The organism is Streptomyces olivochromogenes, from assembly GCF_001514115.1.
Lineage (GTDB): Bacteria > Actinomycetota > Actinomycetes > Streptomycetales > Streptomycetaceae > Streptomyces > Streptomyces olivochromogenes.
Map to the genome: position 1 here is coordinate 47,945 of NZ_KQ948474.1, position 12,222 is coordinate 60,166.

General features: G+C 71.6%; 9 protein-coding genes and 1 pseudogene. 6 read left to right on the top strand and 4 right to left on the bottom strand.

Features of this window, described 5'->3' with window-relative positions; translation table 11 throughout:
• A partial coding sequence (locus AQJ27_RS41875; protein WP_167552145.1) for a VOC family protein occupies window positions 1-384 on the bottom strand: 384 nt, incomplete at its 3' end.
• A gap of 229 nt (window positions 385-613) precedes the next feature.
• Window positions 614-829, bottom strand: a complete 216-nt coding sequence (locus AQJ27_RS41880) for a DUF4177 domain-containing protein (protein WP_067381461.1) — start codon at window positions 827-829, stop codon at window positions 614-616.
• A gap of 165 nt (window positions 830-994) precedes the next feature.
• Here AQJ27_RS41880 and AQJ27_RS41885 point away from each other — a divergent pair, with 165 nt between their 5' ends.
• The gene (locus AQJ27_RS41885; RefSeq protein ID WP_067381255.1) at window positions 995-2,527 is read left to right on the top strand and encodes an aminotransferase class V-fold PLP-dependent enzyme; all 1,533 of its coding nucleotides are present in this window, start codon (window positions 995-997) and stop codon (window positions 2,525-2,527) included.
• A gap of 24 nt (window positions 2,528-2,551) precedes the next feature.
• On the opposite strand, the gene AQJ27_RS41890 is transcribed toward AQJ27_RS41885, so the two are convergent.
• Both AQJ27_RS41890 and AQJ27_RS41895 read right to left on the bottom strand, forming a co-directional pair.
• Entirely contained in the window at window positions 2,552-4,258 is a 1,707-nt protein-coding gene (locus AQJ27_RS41890) for an ATP-binding cassette domain-containing protein (RefSeq protein ID WP_079065660.1), read from the bottom strand.
• An 82-nt stretch (window positions 4,259-4,340) separates the two neighbouring features.
• A pseudogene (locus AQJ27_RS41895) lies at window positions 4,341-6,142 on the bottom strand (acyltransferase).
• Window positions 6,143-6,581: 439 nt separating this feature from the next.
• Here AQJ27_RS41895 and AQJ27_RS41900 point away from each other — a divergent pair.
• The 5 genes from AQJ27_RS41900 to AQJ27_RS41920 all read left to right on the top strand — a co-directional run bounded on the left by AQJ27_RS41900 (window position 6,582) and on the right by AQJ27_RS41920 (window position 12,187).
• Complete coding sequence (locus AQJ27_RS41900) at window positions 6,582-7,325, top strand: hypothetical protein (RefSeq protein WP_067381259.1); 744 nt, start codon at window positions 6,582-6,584, stop codon at window positions 7,323-7,325.
• Window positions 7,326-7,672: 347 nt separating this feature from the next.
• Window positions 7,673-8,227 carry a toxin-antitoxin system, toxin component gene (locus tag AQJ27_RS41905; RefSeq protein WP_235613808.1) on the top strand — a complete coding sequence of 185 codons (555 nt, stop codon included), beginning with the start codon at window positions 7,673-7,675 and terminating at the stop codon, window positions 8,225-8,227.
• Between the two features lie 3 nt (window positions 8,228-8,230).
• On the top strand, window positions 8,231-9,424 hold the full coding sequence (locus AQJ27_RS41910; RefSeq protein ID WP_067381265.1) for an MAB_1171c family putative transporter: 1,194 nt from the start codon (window positions 8,231-8,233) through the stop codon (window positions 9,422-9,424).
• A gap of 124 nt (window positions 9,425-9,548) precedes the next feature.
• Window positions 9,549-10,754: a DUF6545 domain-containing protein gene (locus AQJ27_RS41915; protein WP_079065661.1), complete on the top strand. Its 1,206-nt coding sequence runs from the start codon at window positions 9,549-9,551 to the stop codon at window positions 10,752-10,754.
• 35 nt (window positions 10,755-10,789) lie between these two features.
• The gene (locus tag AQJ27_RS41920) at window positions 10,790-12,187 is read left to right on the top strand and encodes an FAD-dependent oxidoreductase (protein ID WP_067381268.1); all 1,398 of its coding nucleotides are present in this window, start codon (window positions 10,790-10,792) and stop codon (window positions 12,185-12,187) included.
• The last annotated feature ends 35 nt before the right edge of the window (window positions 12,188-12,222 follow it).

Sequence of the window (12,222 nt, forward strand, 5' to 3'; positions counted from 1 at the left end):
GCCGAACACCGCTCCGTCCCGGTCGGCCAGCAGGGCCGCCCGGCCCGGCGGGAACGAGATGGGCCCCACCGCGGTCGTACCCCCGCGCTCCTGACTACGGGACACCGTCTCGTCCGCACTCGCCACCGCGAAGTACGGGGTCCACGTGGCCACCCTCCCTCCGAAGCCGGACATCGCCGAGACGCCGGCGACCGGCACCCCGTTGACCCGGGCGAACCGGTACTCCCTGCCCAGCTTCCCCGCGTGCCACTCCCAGCCCAGTACGGCGTGGTAGAAATCCTGCGCGGCCCGCAGATCGCGGGTGGCCAGGCTGACCCAGCAGGGCGCTCCGAACACCGAGTGGCTGGAGACAACCGCGCGGTCGAGTGTTCCGTCGCTCTTCATCGCTGTACCGTCCTGACCTCACTGGTCTGCAGCGGCTGGACGCGAGTACTCCGGGACGTCGGTGGCGTACGGCACGCGACCGGCACCCGCCCAGCCCGGGGAGGCCTTCCGCACCGGAAGGCCTCCGACGGCTCAGGAGTACCCGCGGATCCGCTGTCTCATCAGCTCCAGCATCCCCCGCCTCGGCCTCCTACGCACCATACAAAGACATGAACGGGCATAAACGGATTTATGCTCGGGGTCGCTCGAAGGTCAGGAGCAACCCCTCCACCGCGCCGGGGCCTATGCGGCCCTTGACATCGGCGGACGTGATCGCTTTGAGCGCCCAGCCGTCCCCGGCGTGCTTGTTCAGAACCTTCTCCAGCTTGTCGCTGTCCAGCGCGTCGCCGATGAGCGACTCCCGGAAGGTGACGACCTTGTACTCGTACGTGTAAGCGTTGCTCATGACTGCGGGGTTCTCCTGCGGTTCGAACGGTATGGCCGCGCCCACCCAATCACTGTTCGATGGCGTGGCACAGGGGAGAGGCCCGTCCGTACGGATACCTTTGGTGAAGCTTCATGGAGGGTCGGTCCGGGGCGTGGGGAAGGACCGGCCGGGCGGAGGGAACTCATGGACAAAGCACCGGGCAGCGGCCACATACGCGCGACCGAAAAGGCTTCCGGAGGCACTGCCGCCGGCGACGGGGGCACGGACGTCTTCGCCGGGCTGCGGGCGCGCGACTTCGGCTACCTCGACGAGGGCGGCCACACCTACCTCGACCACACGGGCGCCGGGCTTCCGCCACGCTCGCTCGTCACGGGGAGTGCCGAACGGATCACCGGCGGGTTATTCGGCAACCCGCACTCCGAGAGCCCGGCCTCCCGCGCCTCGGGACTGCTGCTCGCGGAGGCCCGCCGCGCGGTGCTCCGGCACTTCGGCGCGGACCCCGCCGAGTACGCCGTGATCTTCACGCCCAACGCCACGGGCGCGCTGCGCCTGGTAGGCGAGGCGTATCCGTTCGTGCGCGGCAGCAGGCTGGTGATGTCGCTGGACAACCACAACTCGGTCAACGGTCTGCGCGAGTACGCGCGGGCCAGAGGAGCCGCGGCGGCGTACGTCCCCGTGAGCGGGCCCGGCCTGCGGATCGAGGAGGAACGGCTGTGGGACGCGCTGACCGCGCGCGGACGCGGTCCCGGGCGTCATCTGAGCCGTCTGAGCCGCCTGAGCCGCCTGAGCCGCCGGGGGCGGCGCGACGGCGTGGGACCGCGCGGGCTGCTGGCCTACCCGGCCCAGAGCAACTTCACCGGCGTCCAGCATCCGCTGGAGTGGATCGCGCGGGCGCAGGAGCAGGGCTACGACGTCCTGCTGGACGCGGCCGCCTTCGTGCCGACGAACCCGCTCGACCTCGGCCGGTTCCACCCGGACTTCACCGTGGTCAGCTGGTACAAGGTCTTCGGCCACCCCACCGGCATCGGCAGTCTGATCGCCCGCCGGGAGGCCCTCGCCAAGCTGCGCCGGCCCTGGTTCTCGGGTGGCACGATCTACGCGGTCAGCGCGCAGGCGCAGTGGCACGTCCTCGCCGACGACGAGGCGGCCTTCGAGGACGGCACGGTGAACTTCCTGTCCGTCCCGGACGTCACCGCCGGGCTGGAGTGGATCGACCGCCTCGGCATGGACCGGGTGCACGCCCACGTCACCGGCCTCACCGGCCAACTGCTCACCGGCCTGAGGGCGTTGCGCCACAGCGACGGTTCCCCGATGGCCCGCGTGTACGGCCCCTTGGACGCCGGGGCGGCCCGTGGCGGCACGGTCGCGCTCAACCTGTTGGGTGCGGACGGCCGGATAGTCGACGAGCGCGTCGTCACCCGTGACAGCGCAGCGCGCGGCATCTCGCTGCGGACCGGCTGCTTCTGCAACCCGGGTGCCGGAGAGGCGGCGTTCGCACTGCCGCTGCGCCGGCTGCGCTCGGCCGCGGGCAGGCAACTCGGTTCGATGGAGGAGTACTTGGACCTGCTGCGGCTGCCTTCGGCGGGTGCCGTCCGCATCTCCCTGGGCGTGTCGTCCCAGCCCAGGGACATCGAGACGTTCCTGACGTTCGTGACCCAGACCTACCGCGACCGGGTGCCGGGGGTGACGGGGCTGGCGGCTCGGGTGGGGTGCTGAGGGTCTGGCGGGGGTGACAGCCGCTCAGTGACCCGCCCGGCTCCGTACCGCGCCCTCCCGGCACTTGCGCACCAGGACCGCCCACGTCACCGCGAGGAACAGCACGGCGAACCCCGCGAGGATCAGCCAGCCGCGGCTCGCCGGATGACCGAACGAGTCCCCGTACGAGTCCAGCAGCGGCGGTCCCAGGGGCGACGCGCCCGTGCGCCACAGCGACTCCAGGCCGACCCCGCTGCCCAGTGCCTCGAACGCCCACCGGTTGGTCATCGCCCAGCTGATCGCCTCCCCGGCACCGGTCATCCGCGGCACCGGCACGAACGCCCCCGAGAACAGCACCTGCGGGAAGCACAGCAGCGGCAGCATCAGCGTCGCCTGACCCGGCTCCGTCACCGCTGCCGAGGCCAGCAGACCCAGCGCGAGGGCCGCCGCCGAGGCCAGCACGCTCGACACGAACAGCGAACCGTACGTGCCCCATCCGGCCGCGGGCAGCCGGTCCAGCGCCCGCAGCACCACCAGCAGCAGCACGTCGGCGACCGCGAGCACCGGCAGCATGGTGGTCAGCTTCGAGGCGACGTAGGGGCCGATCCGCAGCCCGGCCAGCCATTCCCGGCGCAGCACGGGCAGCTCCGTGCAGATCTGCAGCAGCCCGTACGTCAGGCCGAAGAAGAACGCGCCGAACGCGATCCAGAACATGATCATCGCGGTCGATCCGGGGTCGGGCGCCGCGCGATCGAAAGCGCCCGCCCGGAACAGCACCGCGAACATCGCCACGATCATCACCGGCGAACCGGCAAGGACGGCGACCGAAAGCCGGTTGTGCAGGAGGAGTGCGGTACCGCGACGGGTGAGCAGCGCCCATTGGCGCAGGGCGCCGACACGCCGGAGGGGAACGGGAGGTGACGGTGTGTCGGCCTGGCGTACGTCGTCCGGCGGCACGGCGCGCTCGACGCGTACACCCTGGGCCACCGCCTCGTACACCTCCTCGACCGTGCCCACCCCGAACGCCCCGGACAGCGAGCCCGGTTCACCGGCGTACGCGACCTCGCCGTCGGGGGAGAGGAACACCACCTGGTCGCCGCGGAGCAGATCGGCGAGCGTGTGCGTGGTGAGGACGACGGTGGTGCCGTCCTCGGCCAGCGCGCGCAGGGTCCGCAGCAGGGCGGCACCGGTCACCGGGTCGAGCCCGGAGGTGGGCTCGTCGAGGAAGAGCACGCGGGGGCGGGTGAGCAACTCGACGGCGATACTGGCCCGTTTGCGCTCCCCGCCGCTCAGCGCACGTACGGGCGTCGCCGCCCGGGAGGAGAGACCGAGAGCCTCCAGGACCCGGTCCACGCCCGCCGCGACGGACTCGGGCGTCGTGCCCGGCGGCATGCGCAGGCCCGCCGCGTACACCAGCGTCCGGCGCAGCGGCAGCTCGCGGTGGATGATGTCCTCCTGCGGAACGAACCCGAACTCCGGCCCCGGTGGGCCGGGTTGCGCCCCGTCGTGCAGGACCGTCCCCGCCGTCGGCGCGCGCAGCCCGGCGAGCGTCTGCAACAGGATCGTCTTGCCCGCTCCGCTGCTCCCGGCGATCACGGTGAGCCGACCGGGCGCGACGTCGAGGGACACGTCGTGCAGGACGTTCCCGGCGCCGTGTATGCGCTGGCCCACCGAACGTGCCTGTATGCGCAGGCCGTCGACCGAGGTGGCGGAGGCTTCGGCGGACGAGGACGGCTGTGTGGGCGTCGGCATGGGAGCAGCATGCCAGGGGGTGGCGCACCGCGCGGCCCAACCGTAGGCGCACGCCCCCAAAGGACGCGGCGTTCCGCGCGGGCTACCGAGGCGTCGCGAACCCCGGCGACCGGGCCGGCTCCGGGCGATGGACGCCGCGCGGCCGGTACGCGAGCCGGTCCGCCACGCCCGCCAGATCCGCGAGCAGCCATACGATCGCGAGCCACATCTCGGTGCCCTGAAGCCCCGGCTCGCGGCCCGGACCCCCACCGCCCTCGCCCGCGGGACCGAAACCGAATCCGGCGCCGTCCCGCCAGCGCCCCAGCGCCCGCGCCAGCTGTTCCTCGGCCCACGACCGCACCTCGGCCGCCCGATGCCCGCTGCGCCGTCCCGCGAGCCACAGGGGATGGGCCACGTCCAGCACGTTGCAGGCGTTCTCCCGGCCGGCCGCGAACCAGCGCTGATCGCGGCCATGGGCCAGTACGGTGTCCACGACCCGCTCCGCGTACGGCACTTCGAGCCCGAACTGGGCGTAGGAGCCCCGGGTGAGCCGGTAGTAGCCGTTGACCAGCTGCAGCCGATCCGCGGCGGGCGACCCGGCGGTGCCCCACATCCCCGTCCACGGGTCCACCCGTGTGGTGAGCCAGCCGAACAGCGCCTCCAGCGCGCCCGGCTCCCCGTCCTGGACGCCGAGCTCCAGATTGCGATGGGCGCCGGTCGCCCAGCAGTCCACCCACGCGCCGGCCGACCAGGTCCGCGTCCGCCACGGCAGTGACTCCAGCCGGGCGAGCAGCTGACCGGCCGTCATGCGGCGCACCACGTGCACGGGTTGGGTGAGGCGGAGCCCAGCAGGTCCAGGGCGTAGCCCACGGCCAGCACGTGGTACTCGGCGGTGCCGTCATCGATCCAGCCGTCGGCGGCCGGGGCGGGAAGCACCCCCGGACCGCCGTCCGGAGCGAACTCGGGTACCAGCCCGCTGCCCGGATCCTGAAGGGCGCGCAGCCGCGCGGCGTGTTCGTCGGTGGCCAACTGCTCCGGAGGGGAGTCCAGCAGCAGATCGGCGATCTCGACGGCGTCGCAGTGCGCTCGAACGGTCGCGGGAGCGCCCGGCCGGTCGGCGTAACGGCCGGTGTCGGGGTTCCAGCACCGGGCGACGAGATCGGCGGCCTGCGCCCGGGCCCGGTCGGCGAACCGGGCGACGGCGTCCCCCAAGTCGCCTGACGGGTCACCCGGGCGGCCGCCCGACAGGTCGTCCGAGAGTCCGCCCGGCAGATCGCCCGAGAATCCGCCCGGCAGATCGCCCGAGACCGCTCCATCCCGTCGTGGTCCGCTCTGGGAGCGGCGATCGCGCAGGGGGCGGGCCGGGTTGCCCGCCGCGACCGTCCACGGCGCCAGATCCTTGGTGACGACCGCGCCCGCGCCCACGACGCAGTGGTCGCCGATCGTCACCCCGTCCACTACGACCACGTGCGAGCCGATCCACACGTCGTCGCCGACGGTGATGCCCTTGCCGGTGAGGGGCTGCCGGTGCACCGGCCGGTCGGGGGCGAAGCCGTGGTTGAAGCCGAGCAGCGAACTGTGCGCGCCGATCCGGACCCCGTCGCCGAGCGTGATCCGGCCCCGGACGGTGGCATACGGGTTGACCGTGCAGTCGTCGCCCGCGGTCACCTCACCGGTGACGTAGGCGTGCCCGGCGATGTAGGAGTCGGCGCCCAGGCGCAGTGTGTCGGTGAAGACCCCGGCGGCCGGAGAGACGTAGCAACGCGGCCCGAGGCGCACGCCTGATTCCGAAAGCCGTTGCTGGTGCGCGTCCTGCGCGGCCCGCTGCCCGGCGGAGGCACGGTCCACGAAGTCCCAGGGGCAGTAGTCGAAGTAGGCGTCATCGAGAGCGGTTTCCGCGTCCATCGCACGAGAGTCTAGAGAGCGCTTGCTGTCCGGGCAACGCCCGCCGATGCCGCCTGCGCGCGCTGCCGCCTCCTCGCGACTCGGTTTATCCGCGCGACTCGGTTCATCCGCGCGACGCGGCTCTTCGGCGCGACGCGGCCGACGTCGGCGGGAAATTGGCCCGGGCTGCGACCGCACACCCCGTGATGGTGTACCGCCGCAGCCCGGAACACTCCGTGGGACCCGCGTCGGAGCGCACGCGGGCTCCCCCATCCCCGCGGCGCGACGACCGGTCCGCACGTCGTGTCGTGATCCTGCAATCCCCCGTCATTCATGTCAACTGTTCTAGCCGAGTACGGCTATTGGAGTATCTTCCGCTCTGGCCGGCCGGGCTCGGCAGCGGCTAAAGTCTCGGAAGTCAACGTGCAGTTCCCCCCGTCCGACACCAGGAGACCTGCCGGTGAGACAGACGCGCCGAGCGCTCGCCGAGACCCTCAGCCGTATCGGCTCGCTGATCGGGGACGGGCAGAGCCGCGACGACGTGCTCGACGTGGAACAGCTCTCGAACGAAAGCGGCGTCCCGCGAGACGTCGTCCGGATGCTCCTAGACGGCGAGGAGCCACCCGTCGAGGACATCACCGACCGGATCGTCCGCCGCATCGTGCACCTGCGCGAGACACGCCTGCGCCCCGACGGGACCCGCCACTCCTACGACGAGATCGCCGCCTCCTACGGGGCCTCCAGGGCATCCCTGTCGAACCTCGTCAACAGCCGCCGGAAGACGCCCTCGCCGCAGATGCCTTCGCGCCAGGCGCTCTCGCCGCAGGTGCCCTCGGAGCAGGTGCCCTCGCGACAGACGGGGGAGCGGCGCCCGGCCCGCTCCGGTGGCCCGTTGGCATCCACCCAGGCCGGCATCGAGTCGTTCTTCTTCGGCCAGCCCAACGGCTGGCTCTCCGCCGAACCGCAGGCCTCGCTCGACAACGCCCTCCAGCCCGTCCTGCGCGGCCTGGAGGGAGAGGCGGACGATCCGATGGCTCGGCTGCGCAGTACGCACGGGCTGCGGGAGTTGGCCGCGCGCGCCCCGCAATTGGCCGAAGAAGAGCTTCAGTTGGTGACTGACTGGATCGACACCATCCTGCAGCGCAGAAACGCTCAGCAGGTACGGGGTTCGGGGTCGGACAGTTCGCACACCGAAGGGCACTGATCATGGGGGTACACGGTCGTACGCAGGCGCGTCGCCGCCCTGGGCGGGAACCCCACGCCGCGCCGTCCGCCGGGCGCGGCCACCGGCAGGCGTCCTGTGCGCGGGCCGGAGCGCGTCCGGAACGCATCGGATGCGCCAGGACCGGATGCGTGTGTATCCCGTTTGATCGGTATTTGATCCCCCTCAGCTTGCTGCACACCGCAGAGCCTGGCGTGGCCGACAAGGCACCTTGTTTGGCATATTGACAGGCCGAGTTGGGCGTACCTTCGGCCGGGTGGGTGCAGGCAGGGTGGGATCGGTGGGCGCCGTGCGACGGTGGCCCATGCTGAAGTTCGCGGGGGAGAGCGGTGCGCACAGGCAGAGCCAAGGAGATGCGGAACCTGATCGGCCAGTTGGCCGACGGAGTGAGTCTGCCCGTACCCGCCGCTCCTGACGCGCTGTTCGACGCGCTGATCGCCGTGGTCGCCGACATCCGAGGCCGTGAGGTCGTCCTCCTCAAAGAGGAGTTCCCGCACCGCACCGCCACGGGACTGTGGCTCGACATGCCGGACCACGACATCGTCCTCATCGACAAGCGGGCAGCGCCCGTCCACCAACTGGCCATTCTCTGCCACGAGATCTGGCACATGATCAAGGGCGACTGTGGCCACCACGCCGCCGGGGTCCCCGTCGCCGCACGCGTGTTGAGCGACCGGGCCGATGTGCAGCGGACGGTGAGGGCCGTGGCCGCGCGAACCGAGTTCCACGAGCGGTCGGAGCAGGAGGCCGAGACCTTCGCCCTGCGAGCGGTGACGCATCTGCGGATCTGGCTGGAAGGAGAACCGGGCAGCCTCGCCACGGACCGGTCCCAGATCGCCGGCCGGATCGGCGCCTCACTGGGACAGCGCCGGTCCCAGGTCTGAGACGTGAACGCCTCGCGCTACTACATACCCGCGCTGGCCCTGTGGGCCGGCCTCGGAGTGAAACTGCCGGATCTGATCCGAACCCGGCGCGACCCCCTGGTCCGCTCGGTCTGCTGGGTGATCTTCCTCGGAGGCGCCGGATTCCTCTTCGCCGCCCCGCCCACGGTCGCCGCCGTGAACAGAGCGAGCGGCATCCCGAACCTCGCCGCCCCGCTGGACTACGTCATCGTCAGCGCCTACAGCGCCGCCTGCCTGCTGCTGATCCTTCACTGGCGCGGCGGCCCGGCCGACCACGTACGCCGACTCGCCCGACTCTGGCAGATCGGCTACAGCGTGCTGATCACCTTGATCATCGTCCTGTTCGTGGCCGGGGACGCCCCCGTCGAGCGCCGTACGGATCTCGACACCTACTACGCCACCACGCCCTGGATCGGGCAGATGATCGCGCTGTACCTGCTCGGTCACATCACCGCGGCGGTGGCCACCACGGCGCTGTGCTGGCGCTGGGCGCTGGAGGTGCGCGGATGGCTGCGGGCCGGGCTGTGGCTCCTCGTGGCCGGATGGCTGCTGAACCTGTCCTTCAGCACCCTGAAGCTGACCGCGGTGGCGGCGCGGTGGACCGGCGGGGACTGGGACGTGCTGAGCACCAGCCTGGCGCCCGGCATGGCGAGCCTGGCCGCCACCGTCGCCACCGTCGGCTTCACGGTGCCGCTGTTCGGGCCGCGGCTGGGCCTGCTCTGGCACACCGTGGTGACCTGGCGGCGGCTCGGCCCGCTGTGGCACGAACTCAACGCCGCCTCCCCCGGGAGTCCGCTCGCCGCTCCGATCCCCTGGTATTCGTCGTACGCCGTGCGGCTCACCAGGCGCGAGGCCGGCATTCAGGACGGACTGAACCTCCTTCGCCCGCATCTCGACGAGCGGATCCGCGCCCGGGCGCAGGCAGCGGCCCGGTCCGCGGGACACGGCGACGAGGACGCCTCCCGCATCGGACTCGCCGCGATGATCGCCGCCGCCGTTCGGGTCCACCCCGAGGGCGCGCCCGCCGAAACCGCCGTACTCGACCACTCCGCGGGCCTCATGGCGCGCGCCACCTTGATGGGTGTGGCGCATGCGTTGCGTACGTCCCGCGTCGTCGCGGAGGCCCGCGCGGCCGCGGTGGCCGCCGCGGCCCCCGCCGACGAAAGAACCCCGTCATGAGCCCGCACGGCGTGGCCTCGCGCCGGCCCGTCCCTGCACCGGACACGCCCCGGCGGGCCACGGCGCCCATTCCGCCGTCCGATCGACCGGTCCCACATACATCCCCGGAAGGCAGGCAGGCCTAGTGGACAGCGGCATCGTCTTCTACATACCCGGCGTTCTTCTCCTGGTCGCCGCGGGACTGAAGCTGTCGGCGGGCACGGGCCTCTGGCGGGATTCCCTGGTCGCGCCGAGCAACGCGATCCTGCTGGTCGGCTCCGCCGTGTGCGTGCTGGCCGCCCCGCCCACGATCCGGTACGTCAATGACGCGACCGGCGTCGCGAACTTCAGCGCCCCGCTGGTGTACGCCGGCATGACGGCGCTCAGTGCGAGCTACCTCGTCCTCATGATCCGGTGGAAGGGCGGACCCCCTGAGACACAACAGCGCGCCGCCCGGCTCGTACTGGGCGTCTACGCACTGGTCATCGCGGGAATCTGGGTCCTGTTCGTCCTGGCCGAGGTCCCCGTGGAGCGGACCCAGGACCTGGACACGTACTACGCCAACACCCCCTGCATGCGGGAAATGATCGTGCTGTACATGGTCGCGCACACGGCCGCCACCGTCGCTCTCGCCGTCATGAGCGTGAGCTGGTTGCGAGAGGTGCGCGGTGTGACCCGCGTCGGTCTGATCCTGCTCATCGTCGGCCTGACGTTCGACGCGGGCTACCAGATCGCCAAGTACGCGGCCATCGCCGCCCGCTGGAACGGGGTGGACTGGGATTTCCTCTCCACCGACGTGTCCCCACCGCTCGTCATGCTCGCCGGCATCACCACCGCGGCCGGCTTCGCCGTCCCCCGGGTCGGTCCGCCGGCGGTCGACAATCTGCGCGCGTGGAAGCGCTACCGACAGCTGAAGCCCCTCTGGGCGGAGCTGCAGACGCTGCGCGCGCCGACCGAGGGGATCATCCGCTGGTGGGATCCGCCGGTCGTGCGCCTGGCCCGCCAGGAGATCGGGATCTGGGACGGCGTTCTGGCCTGCGCGCCCTGTCTCGACGACCAGGTGCGCGCGACCGCGTACGCCGAGGCCGTGGCCTCACTCGCCGCCGATGGCACCTCCGGAGTCCGATCACCGGACCAGGCCACGGTGGTGGCCGAGGCGGCCATGCTGGCCGCGGCCCGTGTACAGGTCTTGCACGACGGTCGCGCGGAGGTACCGGCGAGAGCGGGAACCCTGGAGTCCATTTCCAGACCGCAGCGGATGGTTCTGCTGTCGCGCGCGCTGTCCTCGTCCCCGATCGTCGCCCGAGCCCGACGGCAGGCCGCCGCCCGTACGGCCGCCGGCCGTGACTGAGCCTCCCGCTCCCGCAACAGAAAAGAGTGCACCCTATGTCGTCGTCTGCCAGAACTGCCTCCCGCCGTACCGCGGTGGTCATCGGAGGGGGGATGACGGGCATGCTCGCCGCGGCCGTGCTCGCCGACTTCGCAGACGTGCGGATCATCGAACGCGATGTGCTGCCCGACGGCCCACATCCCCGCAAGGGACTGCCACAGGCCCGCCATGCCCACGTGTTGTGGTCCGGCGGCGTGAAAGCCCTCGATGACCTCCTGCCCGGCATCGTCGACCAACTCGTCGACCAAGGCGCCCACACACCGCGCATCATGACCGACCTGGTGTCCAAGGCCCCCTCGGGGCAGTGGTTCCGCAGATTCACCCACGCCCGCCACATCAGCCTCCTGTGCAGCCGTGACCTCCTCGACGCGGTGATCCGCGCCAGGGTTCTGCGGGACCACCGCATCACCCTCCTCCAGCAGACCGAACTGCTCGCCCTGCTCGGCGACGGGGACCGGGTGACCGGCGTCCGTGTACGCGCGGATCAGTCCGAAACATCCCTCTCGGCCGACCTGGTGGTCGACGCGAGCGGACGCGCCAGCCGCGCCCCCGTCTGGCTGCGGGAACTCGGACTTCCTCCGGTCCAGGAGCGCACGGTCGACGCCGGTATCGGCTACGCCAGCAGGATCTACCGTGCGCCCGGCAGCGCCGCGGACGGCTTTCCCATCGTCAACGTCCAGGCCGATCCCCGCCGGATCCCCGGCCGGGGCGGCATCATCGTCCCGATAGAGGGCGGCCGATGGCTCGTGACGCTCGCCGGATCCCGCGGCGGGCAGCCCAGCAGCGACAACGACGAGTTCATGCCCTTCGCCCTGAGCCTGCCGCACCCCGTCATCGGTGAACTGCTCGCGAACGCCGAACCAGAGACCGACGTCATCACCACTCGTAGTACCGCCAACAAGCGGCGGTACTACGAGAGAGCCGCCCGCTGGCCCGAAGGCTTCGCCGTGCTCGGCGACGCCGTCGCCGGCTACAACCCCGTCTACGGCCACGGGCTCAGCGCGGCCGCGCAGAGCGTGATCGCCCTGCGCCACGTCCTGCGGCGACAGGATCTCGGCGCACCCGGTACCGCCCGGCGCGTCCAAAAGGCCGCGGCGCGGCCGGTCGAGAACGCCTGGAGCCTGGCCGTGGGGCAGGACGTGTTCTATCCGGACGCCAGCGACCAGCCGCCCACCCGGCTCGAACGGACCCTCGCTGCCTTCGTGGACAAGGCCGTCGACGCCGGCTCGCGCAACCCCCACGCGCTGCGCATCCTCCTGGACGTGATGAGTATGGAGAAGCCGCCCGCCCGACTGCTCATGCCCGACATGCTCGCGCTGGTCTACCTCGGCCGAAAGACGCCGCCCCTGGAAGGCCCGCCCCTGACAGAGCAGGAGCGCAAAGCCACCTCGTGATGTGTCAGCCGCTTCCTGCGCGGGATTGCCCGCGC

What these genes read in the sequence shown, in the direction of transcription:
- AQJ27_RS41920 (WP_067381268.1), top strand. Translation starts at nt 10,790, where the DNA reads ATGTCGTCGTCTGCCAGAACTGCCTCCCGCCGTACCGCGGTGGTCATC.
- AQJ27_RS41890 (WP_079065660.1), bottom strand. Translation starts at nt 4,258, where the DNA reads ATGCCGACGCCCACACAGCCGTCCTCGTCCGCCGAAGCCTCCGCCACC.
- AQJ27_RS41880 (WP_067381461.1), bottom strand. Translation starts at nt 829, where the DNA reads ATGAGCAACGCTTACACGTACGAGTACAAGGTCGTCACCTTCCGGGAG.
- AQJ27_RS41885 (WP_067381255.1), top strand. Translation starts at nt 995, where the DNA reads ATGGACAAAGCACCGGGCAGCGGCCACATACGCGCGACCGAAAAGGCT.